The sequence below is a fragment of the Leisingera sp. SA32 genome, assembly GCF_056033425.1.
In genome coordinates this window covers 1-18,729 of record NZ_JBVYHB010000017.1, presented here as the reverse complement: position 1 = coordinate 18,729, position 18,729 = coordinate 1, and the positions used below count along the sequence as shown (strand labels likewise).

Annotated in this window: 15 protein-coding genes; 6 read left to right on the top strand and 9 right to left on the bottom strand. The window is 62.9% G+C overall.

Translation table 11 applies throughout. From position 1 onward, the window contains the following. Position 1 precedes the first annotated feature (1 nt). On the bottom strand, positions 2 to 1,084 hold the full coding sequence (locus AC0IPL_RS18650) for an ABC transporter permease (RefSeq protein WP_474276481.1): 1,083 nt from the start codon (positions 1,082 to 1,084) through the stop codon (positions 2 to 4). A gap of 99 nt (positions 1,085 to 1,183) precedes the next feature. Further along, entirely contained in the window at positions 1,184 to 2,701 is a 1,518-nt protein-coding gene (locus AC0IPL_RS18645; RefSeq protein WP_474276479.1) for an ABC transporter ATP-binding protein, read from the bottom strand. 687 nt (positions 2,702 to 3,388) lie between these two features. Between AC0IPL_RS18645 and dnaE the strand changes: the two genes are divergently transcribed. Next, positions 3,389 to 6,901, top strand: a complete 3,513-nt coding sequence (gene dnaE / locus AC0IPL_RS18640; protein WP_474276477.1) for a DNA polymerase III subunit alpha — start codon at positions 3,389 to 3,391, stop codon at positions 6,899 to 6,901. A gap of 48 nt (positions 6,902 to 6,949) precedes the next feature. Here the strand turns inward: dnaE and AC0IPL_RS18635 are convergent, their stop codons facing one another. Continuing rightward, on the bottom strand, positions 6,950 to 7,396 hold the full coding sequence (locus tag AC0IPL_RS18635; protein WP_474276475.1) for a nuclear transport factor 2 family protein: 447 nt from the start codon (positions 7,394 to 7,396) through the stop codon (positions 6,950 to 6,952). A 213-nt stretch (positions 7,397 to 7,609) separates the two neighbouring features. Continuing rightward, on the bottom strand, positions 7,610 to 7,804 hold the full coding sequence (locus AC0IPL_RS18630) for a SlyX family protein (RefSeq protein WP_474276472.1): 195 nt from the start codon (positions 7,802 to 7,804) through the stop codon (positions 7,610 to 7,612). 272 nt (positions 7,805 to 8,076) lie between these two features. Here AC0IPL_RS18630 and hisS point away from each other — a divergent pair, with 272 nt between their 5' ends. From hisS to AC0IPL_RS18610, 4 genes are all read left to right on the top strand, one after another. Further along, positions 8,077 to 9,564, top strand: a complete 1,488-nt coding sequence (hisS, locus tag AC0IPL_RS18625) for a histidine--tRNA ligase (protein ID WP_474276470.1) — start codon at positions 8,077 to 8,079, stop codon at positions 9,562 to 9,564. 3 nt (positions 9,565 to 9,567) lie between these two features. Next, complete coding sequence (locus AC0IPL_RS18620; RefSeq protein ID WP_474276468.1) at positions 9,568 to 10,704, top strand: ATP phosphoribosyltransferase regulatory subunit; 1,137 nt, start codon at positions 9,568 to 9,570, stop codon at positions 10,702 to 10,704. Next, positions 10,701 to 11,399: an ATP phosphoribosyltransferase gene (gene hisG / locus AC0IPL_RS18615; RefSeq protein WP_474276466.1), complete on the top strand. Its 699-nt coding sequence runs from the start codon at positions 10,701 to 10,703 to the stop codon at positions 11,397 to 11,399. The genes AC0IPL_RS18620 and hisG overlap by 4 nt, the downstream gene beginning before the upstream one ends. Before the next feature lie 115 nt (positions 11,400 to 11,514). Beyond that, positions 11,515 to 12,192, top strand: a complete 678-nt coding sequence (locus AC0IPL_RS18610; RefSeq protein WP_474276464.1) for a type 1 glutamine amidotransferase domain-containing protein — start codon at positions 11,515 to 11,517, stop codon at positions 12,190 to 12,192. A 296-nt stretch (positions 12,193 to 12,488) separates the two neighbouring features. Here the strand turns inward: AC0IPL_RS18610 and AC0IPL_RS18605 are convergent, their stop codons facing one another. Then, positions 12,489 to 12,920 (bottom strand): DUF1489 family protein, encoded by a 432-nt coding sequence (locus AC0IPL_RS18605; protein ID WP_474276461.1) that lies wholly within the window; start codon positions 12,918 to 12,920, stop codon positions 12,489 to 12,491. A 195-nt stretch (positions 12,921 to 13,115) separates the two neighbouring features. Between AC0IPL_RS18605 and AC0IPL_RS18600 the strand changes: the two genes are divergently transcribed. Further along, positions 13,116 to 15,413, top strand: a complete 2,298-nt coding sequence (locus AC0IPL_RS18600) for an adenosylcobalamin-dependent ribonucleoside-diphosphate reductase (protein ID WP_474276460.1) — start codon at positions 13,116 to 13,118, stop codon at positions 15,411 to 15,413. A gap of 407 nt (positions 15,414 to 15,820) precedes the next feature. Here the strand turns inward: AC0IPL_RS18600 and AC0IPL_RS18595 are convergent, their stop codons facing one another. The 4 genes from AC0IPL_RS18595 to AC0IPL_RS18580 all read right to left on the bottom strand — a co-directional run bounded on the left by AC0IPL_RS18595 (position 15,821) and on the right by AC0IPL_RS18580 (position 18,661). Further along, positions 15,821 to 16,213, bottom strand: a complete 393-nt coding sequence (locus AC0IPL_RS18595; RefSeq protein WP_474276458.1) for a hypothetical protein — start codon at positions 16,211 to 16,213, stop codon at positions 15,821 to 15,823. Then, positions 16,203 to 16,553 (bottom strand): hypothetical protein, encoded by a 351-nt coding sequence (locus AC0IPL_RS18590; protein WP_474276455.1) that lies wholly within the window; start codon positions 16,551 to 16,553, stop codon positions 16,203 to 16,205. Before AC0IPL_RS18590 ends, AC0IPL_RS18595 begins: the two co-directional genes overlap by 11 nt. Before the next feature lie 297 nt (positions 16,554 to 16,850). Further along, on the bottom strand, positions 16,851 to 17,264 hold the full coding sequence (locus AC0IPL_RS18585) for a hypothetical protein (protein ID WP_474276453.1): 414 nt from the start codon (positions 17,262 to 17,264) through the stop codon (positions 16,851 to 16,853). Between the two features lie 270 nt (positions 17,265 to 17,534). Beyond that, positions 17,535 to 18,661 (bottom strand): IS3 family transposase gene (locus AC0IPL_RS18580; RefSeq protein ID WP_474275345.1). Its coding sequence is split into 2 segments (ribosomal slippage): positions 17,535 to 18,397 and positions 18,397 to 18,661, totalling 1,128 coding nucleotides; the frame shifts between segments, so codons are not numbered across the junction. Positions 18,662 to 18,729 lie beyond the last annotated feature (68 nt).

The following is an 18,729-nucleotide window of genomic DNA, read 5'->3' as shown; positions in this document are numbered from 1 at the left end:
GTTACGCGACCTCCGGCTTGCCGATTGCGATGCGGAAATTGGTGAGCAGGTCAAAGGCCAGCAGGAAGAACAGCAGCATCCCCTGGAACACTTGGATCGCTGCGGCAGGCAGTTGCAGGTTCGACTGCGCGATGTCGCCGCCGATGTAGGTCAGCGCCATCAGCCCGCCGGCCAGCAGGATGCCGACCGGGTGCAGACGGCCAAGGAAGGCCACGATGATTGCGGTAAAGCCGTAGCCGACGTTGAAATCGATGGAGATCTGGCCCGAGGGGCCGGAGACCTCGAACATGCCGGCCAGCCCGGCCAGCGCCCCGGACATGCCAAGACAGAACAGCACCAGCCGCGCCGGGTTGACGCCGGCAAACTTGGCCGCCCGCGGCGCCTCGCCGGTGAGGCGGATGTGATAGCCGGTCATGTGCCGGTTCAGCAGCACATAGGCAAAGATCACGGCGATCAGCGCGGCCACCACGCCCCAGTGCATGCCGGTGCCGACGATCAGCTCGGCGTTGTAGGCGCTCTCATAGGCCTGCAGGTTGCGCGAGCCGGGAAAGCCGAAGCCCTCGGGGTTTTTCAGCAATCCCAGCGAAACCGAGGCGAGGAACTGCTCTGCCACATAGACCAGCATCAGCGACACGAGGATTTCGTTGGTGCCAAAGCGGGTTTTCAGGATAGCCGGGATCATCGCCCAGGCCCAGCCGCCAAACGCGCCGGCAATCACCATGATCGGGAAGATGTAGACCGCCTCCAGCGGATAGAACGCCAGCCCGGCACCAGCGCCAAAGATGGCGCCCATGATGTATTGCCCCTCGGCGCCGATGTTCCAGATGCCCGCCTTGAACCCCAGTGACAGGCCAATGGCGATCAGCACCAGCGGCGCGCCTTTGACCAACAGCTGCGGGCGGTAGTAGAAGGAAAACTCGCCGAACAGCGGTTCCCAGAAAATGGTGCGGATCGCCTCCACCGGCGGTTTGCCGAGGGCCGCAAACAGCAGCCCGCCAAACACCATCGTTGCCAGCACCGCCACCAGCGGCGTCGCCAGCGACCAGGCCCGCGACGGCTGCGGCCGTTTCTCAAGCCGGATCATTGCGCGGCTCCCTGTTTCATCTTTCCAAAAATACTCATGTGCCTTGCGCGGCAGCGGACTGCGCCGCCGCGGTGGGAGACGTGAAAGCAGCAGGTGGCGTCAGACATGCGCCACCTCCATGCCATGCGCGCCGCCCATCATCAGGCCGATTTCCTCGACCGTCAGGCCCGCGGCCTCGCGCGGGGCACTCAGGCGACCTTCATTCAACGCGGCAAAACTGTCGGAGATCTCCATCAGCTCATCCAGATCCTGACTGATGCAGATCACCGCCGCGCCCTTGGCGGCTAGATCCAGCAGCGACTGGCGGATGGCGGCGGCAGCGGCGGCGTCAACCCCCCAGGTCGGCTGGTTCACCACCAGAACCTCCGGGTTCTGCAGCACCTCTCGGCCGATCACGAACTTCTGCAGGTTGCCGCCCGAGAGCGACCGCGCCGCATTGCCGGGCCCCGGCGTGCGCACGTCAAAGGCCTGGATGATCCGTTCGGCAAACGCGCGGGTCTTGCCCCAGTCGAGAAAGCCGTTCTTTTCCAGCCCTTCACGCACCGATCCGGTCAGCATGGCATTTTCCGTCAGGCTCATGTCCGGAGCGGCGGCGTGGCCCAGGCGTTCCTCAGGTGCTGCCAGCACCCCGAGCGCGCGGCGCGCGGTGGGGCCGTGGCGGCCGATGGGCTGCCCGTGCAGCTTGACCGCGTCGGCTGCGGACAGAACTTCGCCCGACAAGACGCTCAGCAGTTCATCCTGGCCATTGCCTGCCACACCGCCGATGCCCAGAATTTCGCCTTTGCGCACCGACAGATGCACATTCTTGAGCGAGGTGCCAAAGGCCGAAGGTGCAGCCACCGACAAGCCGGTGATCGCCATCGCCACCTCGCCAAAATCACGGCTGCCGCGTTGCGGCGTCTGCAGCGATGTTCCGACCATCATTTCCGCCATGTCGCGGGCCGAGGTGTCGCGGGGCGTGCATTCGCCGACGTTCTTGCCCAGCCGCAGGATGGTGGCGTGATCGCACAGGGTGCGGATCTCCTCCAGCTTGTGCGAGATATACAGGATCGAGGTGCCCTCGGAGCGCAGCTTCTGCAGCGTCTTGAACAGGATCTCCACCTCCTGCGGGGTAAGCACCGAGGTCGGTTCATCCATGATGAGGAGCTTGGGGTCCTGCAACAGGCAACGGATGATCTCGACGCGCTGGCGTTCGCCTGCGGACAGATCGCCCACCGTGCGGAACGGGTCCAGCGGCAGCCCGTAGGTTTCCGACACCTCGCGGATGCGGGCGGCGAGGTCGCGCATTTCCGGCGGGTTTTCCATGCCCAGGGCGATGTTTTCCGCCACGTTCAGCGCATCGAACAGCGAAAAATGCTGGAACACCATAGCGATGCCATCGGCGCGCGCGGCGCGGGGTTCGGCCGGGGTAAAGGGCTGTCCGCGCAGCAGCATCTGGCCGCTGTCGGGTTTCACCAGCCCGTAGATCATCTTGACCAGCGTTGACTTGCCGGCGCCGTTTTCGCCGAGCAGGGCGTGAACCTCGCCCTCGCCGATGTCAAAGGATACGCTGTCATTGGCCACAACGCCGGGGTAGGCCTTGGTCAGGCCTTGCAGGCTTAGCAGGGGTACAGTCACGCGGGCCGGTCCTCTCTCAATCCGTGTTCTTCACCTTGCCGCGGATGCGACGGGGGGCTTGCTGCCGCTTGCCACCGCGGGCCTGGCCCCAGCCAGGGCTTGCGCGGCAAAGCTGCGGCAATGGTGCAGGCAATCAGATGATTCAACAGCGGCTGGCATAGCGCCTGATCTGTCACTTGGGAATAGGGCAGCCGTGATTGGCCTGTGTTTCCAGACCTCTGCGGCGTTGGTGCCGCAATTCGCCCGGCGGCGGAGCCACCCGCGCCAGTGTGCGACCGTAAGAGATGTACCATCGTCCCCGGACCCTCCGCATGTCCCTGTTGACCCGAAGTGCCCCCCTTCGGTGCGGCGAGGAAGAGGAGCGGGCTGATTATTGCTTGCTGAGTTCAGCCTAGGGAGCAGCCCCTTGTCAAAGCAAGAAAAACTGCCGCTGCGGCCCGGCAGTCCGCGGCGCAAGAAAATTGCCGCCTGAGTGGTTAGAGCGTTATAAAGAATGCGTTTTATCCAGATTTTCACGCTGGCTTGCCGCGGCGCGCGCGAAAGAGTTTCAACAGATCGGATAAAATACAGCTTCCACCGCAGCGGTTTTGGCAGGTGTTCATCGTCCGTCGCGGCGGGCAGCGGCTGATCGCACCGGGGCGCAGAAGGCCCGTTCACCCCGGCGCGGCAATGGGATAGCTTAGCGGCATGACCAGCTCTCCCCGATTCATTCACCTGCGCACCCACACCGAGTATTCGCTGCTGGAAGGCGCGCTGCGGCTGAAAAAGCTGCCTGACCTGTGCAAGAAGCACGAGATGCCCGCGATTGCGGTGACCGATACCAACAACCTGTTCTCGGCGTTGGAATTTTCGGTCACGGCCAGCGGTGCCGGGGTGCAGCCGATCATCGGCTGTCAGGTCGATCTGCGCTATGCAGAGCCCGCGCCCGGTGAACGTCCGAAACCGCCTGCGCCGCTGGTGCTGCTGGCGCAGAGCGAGACCGGCTATGAGCATCTAATGAAGCTCAACTCTTGTCTCTACCTGCGCGAGGGGGGCGAGCTGCCGCATGTGACCCCGGAGGAGCTGGCGGCGCATAGCGATGGCGTGATCTGTCTCAGCGGCGGGCCGGACGGGCCGGTGGGGCGGCTTTTGCGGCAGGGCCAGCGACCGGCGGCAGAGGCGCTGATGCAGCGGCTTAAGACGATCTTTGCGGACCGGTTGTATGTGGAATTGCAACGTCACCCGGGCGAGCACGGCCAGCCCGAGGCCGAGCAGCTGACCGAGCGCGGCCATGTGGAAATGGCCTATGCGATGGAGTTGCCGCTGGTTGCGACCAATGACGTCTACTTCCCCAACACGGAGATGTACGAGGCGCATGACGCGATGATCTGTATCGCTGAGGGGGCCTATGTCGACCAGGCGGAGCCGCGCCGCCGTCTGACCGCACAGCATTACTTCAAAAGCCAGGAAGAAATGGTCGCGCTGTTCGCTGACCTGCCGGAGGCGATTGAAAACACGGTGGAAATCGCCAGGCGTTGCGCCTTCATGGCGTATCGGCGCGATCCCATTCTGCCCAAGTTCGCCGATGACGAGGTGGCCGAGCTGCGCCGCATTGCCAATGAAGGCCTGCAAAAACGCCTGGCGGTGATCCCGCATGCGGTGAGCGTCGAGGAATATCAGGAGCGGCTGGATTTCGAACTCGGCATCATCGAGGGCATGGGCTTTCCCGGCTACTTTCTGATCGTTGCGGACTTTATCCAATGGGCCAAGGACCACGAAATCCCAGTGGGACCGGGGCGGGGCTCTGGCGCGGGCTCCTTGGTGGCGTATGCGCTGACGATCACCGACCTGGACCCGCTGCGGTACAGCCTGCTGTTCGAACGCTTCCTGAACCCGGAACGGGTGTCGATGCCCGACTTCGACATCGACTTCTGCATGGACCGCCGCGAGGAGGTCATCAAATACGTGCAGGAGAAATATGGCCGCGACAAGGTGGGCCAGATCATCACCTTTGGTGCGCTGCTGTCCAAGGCGGCGGTGCGCGACATGGGCCGGGTGCTGCAGATGCCCTATGGGCAGGTGGACCGGCTGTCCAAGCTGATCCCGGTCGAGGGCGTCAAGCCGATGTCGATCGCCGACAGTCTGAAAGAAGAGCCGCGCCTGCGCGAGGAGGCCGAGAATGAAGAGGTTGTTGACCGGCTGCTGAAATACGGCATGCAGGTGGAGGGCTTGCTGCGCTCGGCGGGCACCCACGCGGCGGGGGTGGTGATCGGCGACCGGCCGCTGGACGCGCTGGTGCCGCTCTACCGCGATCCGCGCTCTGACATGCCGGCCACCCAGTTCAACATGAAATGGGTCGAGCAGGCTGGTCTGGTCAAATTCGACTTTCTGGGCCTGAAGACGCTGACCGTGATTCAAAACGCGGTGGACCTGATCAAACAATCCGGCCGCGACCTGCATGTGGCTGCTGACGGCACCCAGCTCTATGAGCCGCCGGAAGGCGCGGTGAACGAGATCAACGCCATCCCTCTGGATGACACGGTCACTTATGATCTGTATTCGCGGGCCAAGACGGTGGCGGTGTTCCAGGTGGAATCCACCGGCATGATGGATGCGCTGAAGCGCATGAAGCCCACCTGCATCGAGGACATCGTGGCGCTGGTGGCGCTGTACCGTCCCGGCCCGATGGAGAACATCCCGGTCTATTGCGAGGTCAAGAACGGCCAGCGCGAGATCCAGTCGGTGCACCCTTTGATCGACCACATCCTGGCAGAGACCCAGGGCATCATCGTCTATCAGGAACAGGTGATGCAGATTGCCCAGGTGATGGCGAACTACACGCTGGGCGGCGCGGACCTGCTGCGCCGGGCGATGGGTAAAAAGATCAAGGAGGCGATGGACGCCGAACGCCCCAAGTTCGAGAAGGGCGCGGCGGAAAATGGCGTCGACAAGAAAAAGGCCAGCGAGGTCTTTGACCTGTTGGAAAAATTCGCCAACTACGGCTTCAACAAATCGCACGCGGCGGCCTATGCGGTGGTCAGCTACCAGACCGGCTGGCTGAAGGCGAACCACCCGGTCGAGTTCATGGCCGGTGTCATGAACTGCGATATCCACCTGACCGACAAGCTGGCGATCTACTTTGAAGAGGTAAAGAAGGGGCTGGGGCTGAATTATGTGCCGCCCTGCGTCAACCGCTCGCTGGCGACTTTCAACGTTGTAAACGGCGAGCTGGTCTATGCGCTGGGCGCGCTGAAGAACGTCGGCGTTGACGTGATGCGGCTGGTAACCGAGGCGCGCCGGGAGGGCGGCCAGGAGCGTTCCTTTGTAACCCTGTTCGATTTTGCCCGCCGGGTGAACCTGAAACGGGTCGGCAAACGGCCGCTGGAGATGCTGGCGCGGGCAGGCGCCTTTGACCAGCTCGACAGCAACCGCCGCCGGGTGTTTGAGGGGCTGGGTCCCCTGGTGGATTATTCGGCGGCGGTGCATGACCAGCGTAACTCCAACCAGGTGTCGCTGTTTGGCGAAGCGGGCGAGGATCTGCCGGAGCCGCGGCTGCCGAATGTGCCCGACTGGCTGCCCGCCGAACGGCTGAGCGAGGAGTTCAAGGCGATCGGTTTCTACCTGTCGGGACACCCGCTGGACGACTACATGCCGGCGCTCAAGCGCAAGAAGGTGATGACGCTGGACGAGGTCACCGCCAAGGCTGAGCGCGGGCCGTTCATGGCCAAGATGGGCGGCGTGGTCGCGGGCCGGCAGGAGCGCAAATCGGCGCGCGGCAACCGCTTTGCCTTTGCCCAGCTCAGCGATCCTACCGGCGCATATGAGGTGACGCTGTTCTCCGATGTGCTGGAAAAGTCACGCGAATACCTGGAGACCGGTGCCAAGGTGGTCATCACCGCCGAGGCGACGATGGAAAGCGACCAGCTGAAGCTGCTGGTGCGCTCTGTCGGGCCGGTGGACAGCGCCATCGCCGACGCCGGGCGCAGCTGCCTGCGGGTCTATCTGAACGATGCCGGGGCGGTGAACACCGTGGCGCAGGTGCTGGAGGACGCAAGGACGGCGGCCCGCAATGCCGCGCGTGGGGAGATCTACGTGTATTTGCAGGATCCCGGCCTGCCCGGCGATGTGGAGATGGAGCTGGGCCAGCCTTTCCCAATCAACCCGCAGATCAAAGGCGCGTTGAAATCGCTGGACGGGGTGATGGACGTCGAGGAAATCTGACGGCAGGCGGCCCGCCGTCCTGCCGCGACGCGCCGCAAGGTTGCCGGGTTACTTCCAGACCAGTTCAGATCCGCTGAGACAGACGGGCAGGGTGTCGGGGGGCATCTGGCCCAGCCCCTCGAACAGCTGGATGTAATTCAGGCTGGAATGGATCGCGGTGATCTTGCCGTCTTCGACTTTGAAGATCATCTGACCGTCAAAATCGAAGGGCGGGCGTTGCGGATGGCTGGTCACATGCACATCGAAACAGGTGATGACCCAAGGCCCCGCTTCTTCGAACACGCGAAAGGTGAACTCCGGCGCGCCGCCCAGCAACGCCTTCATCGTGCTGACAAAATCAGAGGCGCTGAACTGTTGACCCATCAGGTTGGAGACCGGACCGGTGGCCTCGGTTTCGTCTGAAAACATGTCGTGCAATACGGCATCATTGTCACGACACCAGACCTCTTCAAACCAAAAGCGTACCAAATCTGCGTTACTTGTCGCCACTGTCATCCAACTCCGTGCGTTTCCCGAACGCATATATACACTTGCAACCTTTCGCCAAGGCTAATTCAGCCTCAACGTGCGTGACGGAGCGGCAAAGACGCAAGCGGTTTCTACGCGCGCGCAAAGTATTCGCGAGAGTTGTGGTACGCGCGCCGCGCCGCGTTGGGCGCTCCGGACGGGTCCGGTTGGACCCGGTCCGCGCCGGGCCGGGCAGCCGGGTCAGTAGTGCGGTGGGCGTTCGTCGCCAAGAACCACGCCGCCGCTGCCCTCCTGCTCGCGCCCGGCCTCGCGCTGCATCAACATGGCGACGCGGCGGGTAAGCACGTCGATTTCCTGTTGCTGATGGGCGATGACGTCGCTCATCTCCTCCACGCTGCGGGTCAGATGGGCGATTTGCTCTTCCAGATGCTGCATGAAAGGTCTCCTGTGCGGTGCGCTAATGTCATAGGGCCTGCCCGGCCCGGGGTCCATGGGGGCTGGGGGCGCTGACGCGGGTTTTCCAGGAAAACACGCGGGGCTTTGACGGCGATCGTTTTTGCCAGAGGAAGGCGGCTGTGCCGCGGGCCGGTTTTTTTGTCCCCCTTGCGGTCTGCCTTCCCGCCGCGCCGCGGCTCCTTCTTGCCGCCACGGCTTGCATCCGCTAGACCGCGACGCGAGTGAAACCGCTACCCGTGAGGAGGCCTCAGATGGCCAAAGTGAAGAAACAGCCCCGCCCCAAGGCGCAAACGCCCAAGGGGTTCCGTGACTATTTCGGTGCGGAGGTGACCCAGCGGACAGAAATGCTGCGGGCCATCGCGGGTGTGTATCATCATTACGGCTTCGAGGCGCTGGAATCCTCGGCGGTGGAAACCGTGGAAGCGCTGGGAAAATTCCTGCCCGACGTGGACCGCCCCAATGAGGGTGTGTTTGCCTGGCAGGAAACCGAGGATGATGGAAACGGCGACTGGATGGCGCTGCGCTATGACCTGACGGCGCCGCTGGCGCGGGTTTACGCGCAGCACCGCAACGATCTGCCGACGCCTTACCGCCGCTATGCGATGGGGCCGGTCTGGCGCAATGAGAAACCCGGTCCGGGCCGGTTCCGCCAGTTCTATCAGTGTGATGCGGATACCGTTGGCACGTCCTCGATGGCGGCCGATGCGGAAATCTGCGCGATGCTGTCGGACACGCTGGAAACTGTCGGCATTCCGCGCGGCGACTATTTGGTGCGGGTAAACAACCGCAAGGTTCTGAACGGCGTGTTGGAGGCCATGGGGCTGGAGGACGGCGACGCCAAGCGCGATGACGTGCTGCGCACCATCGACAAGTTCGACAAGGTGGGCGAGACCGGCGTGCGGGAGCTGTTGACCAGGGGGCGGCTGGATGCTTCTGGCGCCTATATCGACGGGGTGGGCCTGTCGGAGGATCAGGCGGCACCGGTGCTGGCGTTCCTCACCTCCAAGGCGGCAGAGACCGCGGGCACCATTGCCAACCTGCGCGCTGCCGTGGGCGACAGCAAGGTGGGCCAGGACGGCATTGCCGAGCTGGAACAGATCGGCGAATTGCTGGCTGCCGGAAACTACGGCCAGGACCGGATCGAGATCGACCCCTCTGTGGTGCGCGGCCTTGGCTATTATACCGGCCCGGTGTTCGAGGCGGAGCTGACCTTTGAGATCCTGGATGAGAAAGGCCGCAAGCGGCAGTTCGGCTCGGTCTCCGGCGGCGGGCGCTATGACGGGCTGGTCAAGCGCTTCACCGGTCAGGAAGTCCCTGCGGTGGGGGTCTCCATCGGGGTTGACCGGCTGCTGGCGGCGCTGCACGCCAAGGGGCGTCTGACGGCGGAGGCGAGCGGCCCGGTGGTGGTGACGGTCATGGACCGCGCCCGGATGGCCGATTATCAGGCCATGGTGGCAGAGCTGCGCAACGCGGGCATCCGCGCCGAGGTCTATCTGGGCAACCCCAAGAACTTCGGAAACCAGCTGAAATACGCGGACAAGCGCAACTCCCCGGTGGCCGTGATCGAGGGCGGCGACGAAAAGGCAAACGGCGTGGTGCAGATCAAGGATCTGATCCTTGGTGCCAAGATCGCAGAAAACGCCACATTGGAAGAATGGAAGGAACGCCCCAGCCAATTCGAGGTCCCGCGCACGGATCTGGTGGCCAAGGTGCGTGAAATCCTGGACGGGCAGGGCTGAACGATGACCGATACATCCCTGATACAGGCCCGCAACTTGGACAGTGACCAGGCCGCGGCACAGGCAAGGGTGCAGGCCAAGGCGGCCATGCTGCGGGTGCGGTTCGAGGCCGCGGGCGCGCAGGTGGTGGACGTGCCGCTGCTGCAACCGGCGGGCACGCTGTTGGACCTTTATGGCGAAGATATCCGAGGCCGCGCCTATGTGACCTCAGACGCGCTGCGCGGCGAGCAGATGCTGCGCCCGGATTTCACTGTGCCGGTGGTCGAAGCGCATATGCGTCACGGGGCGGAGCCCGCACGCTACACCTACTCGGGCAAGGTGTTCCGGCGTCAGGAGCATTATCCAGAACGGCCCAATGAGTACCTTCAGGTGGGCTATGAGGTGTTTGACCGCGACGATGCGGCGGCGGCAGATGCCGAGGTGTTTGCGCTGTTTGCGTTGCAGGTGCGCGGCCTGCCGCTGCGTGCGGCGACCGGTGACATCGGCATCCTGATGGCTGCGGTTCAGGGGCTGAACACCACCGACAAGCGCAAGGCGGCGCTGATGCGCCACATCTGGCGGCCGCGTCGTTTCCGCGCGTTGCTGGACCGCTTTGCAGGCCGCACCCCGGTGCCGGACACCCGCAAGAAGCTGCTGGAGACCGAGGGCGACCTGACCGGATCTGCGCCGCACCTGGGCAAACGCCGCGCGGCGGAGGTGCAGGCGCGGGTCGATGCGTTGCGCGCCGACGCCAAGGCACCGCCGATTGCGGAGCATGAGCTGTTGGCGCTGGAAGCGCTGATGGCGGTGCGCGAAACGGTGCCCTTTGCCACCGAGCAGATGCGCGACATCGCGGTGGACCTGCCGCAGATCAACCCTGCGCTGGACCGGCTGGACGCGCGCACCGCGGCGATGAAGGCGCGCGGGGTGGACGTGGAGAACCTCGATTTCGAGGCCTCCTACGGGCGCACCTCGATGGAGTATTACGACGGGTTTGTCTTTGGCTTCTATGCCGAGGCGCGCCCGGACCTGCCGCCGATTGCCAGCGGCGGACGCTATGATGCGCTGACCCGGCAGCTGGGGCAGGGCGAGGAGATCCCGGCGGTGGGCGGCGTGCTGCGCCCCTATCTGATGGTGCAGCTTGAGGAGGCCCGCGCATGACCCTAAAGCTGGGCGTGCCGTCCAAGGGGCGGCTGATGGAAAAGACATTCGACTGGTTTGCCAAACGCGGCGTGACACTGTCGCGCACCGGCTCGGACCGGGAATATGCCGGCGCGGTCGAAGGCGTGTCGAACATGGAACTGGTGCTGCTGTCGGCAGGGGAAATCCCGCGCGAGCTGGCGGCGGGGCGGATCCACCTGGGCGTCACCGGCACCGATCTGGTGCAGGAAAAACTGCCGCGGTTCGAACAGCAGGTCGAGGAACTGGCGCCGCTGGGCTTTGGCCATGCGGATCTGGTGCTGGCGGTGCCGCAATGCTGGATCGACGTGGACACGCTGGACGATCTGGATGCGGCGGCCTCGGCCTTCCGCGCGCAGCATGGCCACCGGCTGCGGATTGCCACCAAGTATCACCGTCTGGTGCGCGAGTTCCTGACCGATGCGGGTGTGGCGGATTACCAGCTGGTCGACAGCCAGGGCGCCACCGAAGGCACGGTGAAGAACGAGACCGCCGAGATGGTCGCCGACATCACCTCCACCGGTGAGACGTTGCGGGCCAACCACCTGAAACTGCTGGGTGACGGGCTGGTGCTGAAGTCGCAAGCCACCCTGTGGCGCAGCCGGGTGGCGAAATACGGTACCGAGGACAAGGCGGCGTTGAACACGCTGCTGGACCTGCTGGAAGGCCGAAGATAGGCGCCTGTCCGCCGGTTCACGAGCTTGCCGGGCGCCCTTTTTTTGGGCGTCCGGCTTCCAATTCTGTTCCCGGGGCTTAGCTGGGGTGGAGACACCTCAACTGAAAGGACAGGATATGAAGATTCTGATGGTTTTGACTTCGCACGATCAGCTGGGGGACACCGGGGAAAAGACGGGGTTCTGGCTGGAGGAATTCGCCGCCCCGTATTACGTGCTGCGTGATGCCGGTGCTGAGATCACGCTCGCCTCGCCCAAGGGCGGCCAACCGCCGCTGGATCCGAAATCAGACACCGAGGATGCCCAGACCGAGGCCACCCATCGGTTCAAGCAGGATCAGGACGCGCAGAAGGCGCTGGCGAACACCCAGAAACTCTCTGCCGTTTCGGCTGACCAGTTTGACGCGGTGTTCTATCCCGGCGGCCATGGCCCGCTGTGGGATCTGGCCGAGGATGCGAACAGCCGCAAGATCCTGGAAGATTTCGCCGCCGCGGACCGGCCCATTGGTGCCGTGTGCCATGCGCCGGGCGTGTTCCGCCATGTGAAAGCCGCCGATGGCCAGTCGCTGGTCCGGGGCCGCAAGGTTGCGGGGTTCACCAACGGCGAGGAAGAGGCCGTGGGGCTGACCGATGTGGTGCCGTTCCTGGTCGAGGACATGCTGAGGGCCAAGGGCGCGGAGTATCAGAAGGGCGACGACTGGGCACCTTATGTAGTGGTCGATGGCAAGCTGGTCACCGGCCAGAACCCGGCCTCCTCCGAGGAGGCTGCCAAGGAGCTGCTGGCGCTGCTGAAGTGATGTGGCGGGCTGCTGCGGGGCAGGCGGGCGACCGTCTGCCCCGGCGGCGGTGTGCAACGCGGCCGGATGCGTGAGGCAACCCGCGCCGCGCGAGGCGCGGGCCGGGCCCAACGCCGTCAGGCTCCATTATGCCTGCGAAAGGGCCGGGAGACCGCCCTTGTCGATCCAGATCCGCTTCGGTGGGGCGCTCCCGCCCGGGGCGGGTGCCATCACAGATGGCATCCCCCCGGTTGGGCCGGGCGCCGGGCTGTCGCCCGGCGCTGGCGAGACCGCCGCAAGGGGGGGGGCGGCAGGTCTCAGATAACTCCGATCTCGGCCAGAGCCTGAGACAGCTCCGGGGGCAGGGGATCTTCCTGTTTCTTGCCCGCGGGCAGATCGGCCGGGGTGTCCTCGGGTTTGAGGTAACGCCAGCCCTGGAACGGGCGTTTCTGGGCGGTCTGGGTGCGGTGCAATTCCGGGTCCAGTACGATGGCGCAGCGGCGCAGGCCGTCCTCGCCGCGCAGCTCCTCCAGCCGCAGGATGCGCTGGCGGCACTGGATCAAGCCCTTGATGACCCAGTAGATTGAGCCGCCGTTCAGGATCTCGTCTTCGCGCTTGGGCCACATGCGGGTGACATGGCGCGGCAGGCCGCCGGGCAGGTCACGGCGGCGCACCTCTTGCCAGGCCATCAGGCTGTCAACACTTTCGGTGCCCACCGAAAGCTTTACGAGATTCACGTACTTATCCACAAGTTCCCCACAGAGTCGTCCAGAGCTTAGTCCGTATATAGTAGTTTACGGATCGCTGACTTCAAGGTATTGTGTTTCCCTGCGCGCTTGCTGCAAGTAAGCCTTAACCCAAAATGGATTCGCCACGGTGCCCGGAAAGAGCAGCCGTTGCGGAGCCATTCTGCATGAAGCCCGAACGACTCGAAGGATCGACACATGAGCCGCTTTGCCGCCCCCATCGCTGAGCAGATCTGGGATATGAAATACCGTTTCAAACAGGCGGATGGCACTCCGATCGATGTGACGGTCGAGGACAGCTGGCGGCGCATCGCGCGCGATCTGGCGCGTGCCGAACAGAAGCCCGATGTCTGGGAAGAGAAATTCTACACCGCGCTGGAAGATTTCAAATACCTGCCCGCAGGCCGGATCACCGCTGGTGCCGGTACCGCGCGGCAGGTAACGCTGTTCAACTGCTTCGTGATGGGCACCGTGCCGGACAGCATGTCGGGGATCTTCGACATGCTGAAAGAGGCGGCGCTGACCATGCAGCAGGGCGGCGGCATCGGCTATGACTTCTCCACCATCCGGCCGCGCGGCGCGGATGTGAAGGGCGTGGCGGCAGATGCCTCCGGCCCGCTGAGCTTTATGGATGTCTGGGATGCGATGTGCCGCACAATCATGTCGGCCGGTTCTCGCCGCGGTGCGATGATGGCGACCATGCGGTGCGACCACCCGGATATCGAGCATTTCATCACCGCCAAATCCGACCCGGCCCGGCTGCGCATGTTTAACATGTCGGTGCTGGTGACGGATGCCTTCATGGAGGCGGTCAAGGCAGACGGCTCCTGGGATTTGCAGTTCGACGGCAAGGTCTATCACACCGTGCAGGCGCGCGACCTGTGGAACAAGATCATGCAGGCGACCTATGACTATGCCGAGCCGGGCGTGATCTTCATCGACCGCATCAACAAGGCCAACAACCTCAACTACGTGGAGAACATCTGCGCCACCAACCCCTGCGGTGAACAGCCGCTGCCGCCTTATGGTGCCTGTCTTCTGGGGTCGATCAACCTGGCGCGGCTGGTGGCCGACCCGTTCGAGACCAATGCGCATCTGGACCAGGAGGCGATGCAGGAGCTGGTCGCCACCGCCGTGCGGATGATGGACAACGTGGTGGATGTGTCCAAGTTCCCGCTGGACGCACAGGCGCAGGAAGCCCAGAACAAGCGCCGCATCGGCCTCGGTGTTACCGGCCTGGCGGATGCGCTGCTGATGCTGGGGCTGGAATACGGCACCGACGAAGCCGCGCGTCAGACCGACGAATGGCTGCACAGCATCGCGCGCGCCGCCTATCTGGCGTCGGTGGACCTTGCCAAGGAAAAAGGCGCCTTCCCGCTGTTCGACGCAGAGAAGTATCTGGCGTCGGGCAACATGATGAACATGGACGAAGACGTGCGCGATGCAATCCGTGAGCATGGCATTCGCAACGCGCTGCTGACGTCCATTGCGCCGACCGGGACCATCTCCCTGTATGCGGGCAACGTGTCGTCGGGAATTGAGCCGGTGTTTGCCTATGCCTACACCCGCAAGGTGCTGCAGAAGGACGGCTCGCGCACCGAGGAAGAAGTGGTCGACTACGCGGTGCAGATGTACCGCGAGAAGTTCGGCGATGACGCCAAGCTGCCCGGCTATTTCGTGAACGCCCAGACGCTCTCGCCTGCGGCGCATGTGAAAATGCAGGCGGCGGCGCAGAAATGGATCGACAGCTCGATTTCCAAGACCATCAACTGTCCGGAAGACATCTCCTTCGATGACTTCAAGGACGTCTACATGCAGGCTTGGGACCAGGGCTGCAAGGGCTGCACCACCTACCGTCCGAACGACGTGACCGGGTCGGTCCTGTCGGTGAGCGAGAGCGCCGACACCGCGCCGGGCGAGAGCGCCGATGCGCCGCATGAGGCCGACGTGGACGAGAACGGCGCCGAGGTGGTTTACATGTCGGAGCCGCTGGACCGCCCGCAGAGCCTGGAGGGCCACACCTACAAGCTGAAGTGGCCGGATTCCGAGCATGCGATCTACCTGACCATCAACGACATCATCATCAACGGCCACCGCCGCCCCTTCGAGGTCTTCATCAACTCCAAGAACATGGAGCATTACGCCTGGACGCTGGCGCTGACCCGGATGATCTCGGCCGTGTTCCGCCGTGGTGGCGACGTGTCGTTCGTGGTGGAGGAGCTGAAAGCGGTGTTCGATCCGCGCGGCGGCGCCTGGGTGCAGGGCAAGTACATCCCGTCGATCCTGGCGGCGATCGGCGGCGTGATCGAGACCCACCTGGTCAAGACGGGCTTCCTGGAGGGCGAGGGCATGGGGCTGAAGTCCGATCCCACGGCCGAGGTGGTGAACCTGACCCTGCCGCGCGGCAAGGCCTGCCCCAGCTGTGGCCAGTTCGACATGCAGATGGTCGAAGGCTGCATGACCTGCCGCAGCTGCGGCCATTCGAAGTGCGGCTGATCGGGGGCGGGACAAGATGTGATCTGACCACCAATAAATAGCCATCGGCCGGGCTGAGATGTCCATTTCGCAAGCAAAAAAGGTCAATCGGGCGGAAACGCCCGATTTTCGCGTTTCAGGCCCCCTTATGGGCTAAATGGGCGTTCGAGCCTGTCAGGGGGGGATATGGGGCGGGGTTGTGGCCACCAAAAAACATTCTTGTTTTTTCCGTCCACCAGAGCCATCCGAATGTGCAGCCGCAACGCCAGACCGATCAATCCTTGGGCTACCTTTGATGAAGTCTCCCGAGTATCAAGAGGCGTATCAGCACAACACCATACCCTGAGTTTAAGACCTGAACCCAGTTCAGGTGTGGCAACGAGAAAAGGGCGGCTCGCGCCGCCCTTTGATATCGTTTTTCAGTGTTTCTATCGTGAACGCTGGGCGCGTAGCGCGCTTTCGATGCGTGCGAAGGCTTTGATTGCGTCATGCTTTGAATGACGCCCAAAACAAGAGGGGCATCGAAAGCTATCTCCGCTCCCCTTCTGGATCGAATATCCCAAAGCCAGGAAGGCCTCCAAAGCGATTGGGGCCATCGACAAGGACTGTGAGGCTATTCCGGTGACCGAAAGCCCTAAGATTTCGCGGCTGCTTTGAGTGTAAAGCCGATCAACCAGCAAACGCGCTTTCGATATGGGAAACTTCTGGTTCAGCCAGAGCGTGATATCGCAAATATCTTGCTCTGGCCCGAATGAGCCAGGGTAATCTCTAAGTCGCTTTTCTCGAACAACCTGCAACACGCACTGCAGATCATTCGGCATGGCGAAATCTCCCGTGGATTTCGCTGATCCGCGCTCCATGCCACCGCGCCATGTCGGACGCGGCGAAGCTGCGCTCGGATCCAATGCGGTCGAGCGAGGATGGCGACTGATCCGCAAGAAAGCGGGTGATATCATGCACCGCGTCTTCGACGGCATCCGCGTCTGGAAAAGGATGGCTGAAGGCGCTATGCAGACGGCACAGCGCTTCGAAGCCCGCGGGATCGTCAAGCGCGTCGAGCAGATCGCACAGACTGGCACCATTTCGGCGCAGATGCCTTTCGGTCGCGGCGACCGCATCAAAGCGGGCCTGGCTGATATTCGTAGTGTTGGTGTTGAGCATGTCTGTCTCCCTTGCATGCGTTAACGGTGCTGGCGTGCCTATTCATCGGCGTCATCATCGCTGCGTTCGGGAGATCCTTGGGGGCTTGTTCCTTTCAGTCGGTTGCAGAGGCTGGTGGTGGTGCTGGTGAAAAGAACATTGGTCGTTCTTTTCAGAGACGAAGAAGAAATCTGCCGTGCGGGGCAATTTATTGTTCATGCTACCGCTGAAACGATGCTCTTTTCCTCTCGGGCATCTTGCGCTGTGGCCCCAGAAGAGTGTCGCCGGCCGCGCGCACTACGCGGCCGGTTCCGCATGTCAGGCGGCCTTCTGAGCCGGGAGATCAAGCGCCTGTCTCTCCCACTCCGCATCCAGAACGCTGATGTCGATCAAAAGATCATAGAGTCGGTCGGTGAGCAGGCAGAGGTCTTCGACTTCCTCGCTGGCTGGGTCGAGGAGGATCCAAGACGAAAAGTCAGGTTCATTCGACTCGACGACAGGGTCCAATGAAAGCAGACGGTGAAGATCAACCAACCTGTGGCGCAGTGTGCGGTCGAGGCGTGGTGCCTCGCGCAGCATCGACATGAGGCGCAGAACGCGAGCTGTTCCCGCCTCGCCGGCGATCCTGCCCGCGGCGTTGCACAGGGCGGTTCCGTGCTCGGCGACGAATGTGCGGGTGATGGCAATTTGCGGTTCTGCGGACAGGGTCTTCGTGGGGAGCGTGCGCAGCATGTTGGTCCTCCTGTTTGTTGCGCGTCTGCCGCTCGTGGCAGCTTCAAGCCTGTGCGTGGTCCTAAGGTTAGCGTTTGCGTTGTGCCCACTTCGTTTCTGCTTCTCGAAATCAACATTGGCCAATCATCCGCAGCACGAAGAAAAAACTTCGATCTTTCTGATAGGGAGTGTCATGAATTCTGTGTATCTGGCCCGGTCCATGCGGGTTTCAGATATGGTCACGCATTGAAGCGCTCTGGTGTGCCCCCATCGGGTGGTCCAGTTTGAATGTTAGTGCATAGTCGGCCTTTGGTCTATCGGGACAATGCTCTTGGGCGCTGGCGGCCGGTATCCTAAGGCGCTGTGGGGCCTGACCGTATTGTAGTGACGCCGCCAGCGTTCGATCAGGATCTGGGCCTCGCGTAACGTGGTGAAGACCTCGCCGTTGAGCAGCTCATCCCGGAAACGGGCATTGAAGCTCTCGCAGTAGCCGTTCTCCCATGGTGAGCCGGGGGTGATGAATGCGGCTTTCGCACCGACGGCATCGATCCAGGCACGCACCTTCTTGGCAATAAATTCTGCACCATTATCCGACCTTATGTATTCCGGCGGGCCGCGTAGGATGAACAAATCCGTCAATGCGTCGACCACATCCGTTGAATTGAGCCTGCGTTTGACCCGGATCACCAGCGCCTCCTTCGTGAACTCATCGATGATATTCAGCGTGCGGAAGATCCGCCCGTCGTGGGTTCGGTCCTGAACAAAGTCATAGGACCAGACATGGTTCGGGCGCTCCGGCCGCAGCCGGACGCAGGAACCATCATTCAGCCAAAGTCGGCCTTTCTTGGGTTGCTTTTGCGGGACTTTAAGCCCCTCCTGCCGCCAGATCCGTTCAACGCGCTTGTGATTTACATGCCAGCCGCTGTTGTTCAGCAGCCCAGTGATCATGCGATATCCATAGCGGCCAAACTCTTCGGCCAACGCGGTGATGTCCTCGGTCAGCCGGGCTTCGTCCGGTAGACCACAGGGCACCTTGCGCTGCGTAGAGCGATGCTGACCTAATGTGCGGCAAACCCTGCGCTCCGATACGCTGAGGGTTTGCTGCACATGGTTGATGCACTGCCTGCGGCGGGAAGGGCTTAGAAGTTTCCCCGTGCGGCCTCGGCCAGGATCATCTTGTCCAGTGTCAGATCCGACACGGCTCGTCTGAGCCGGGTATTCTCAGCTTCCAGCTCTTTCAGCCGCTTGAGCTGATCGCGGCTCATGCCGCCATACTCCTTGCGCCATCGATAGTAGGTCTGAACCGTCACTCCGATCTGCCGCACGGCCTCCTGAACTGATTTGCCTTGCCCTTGCAGCACTTCAACTTGTCGCAGCTTCAGCACGATATCTTCGGGCTTCTCTCGCTTGCCGGCCATCTCGTCGTCCTCCTGAAAACGGGATAATTCTATCCCAAAAGGTGGACCACTTCAGTGGGGGCGTTCCA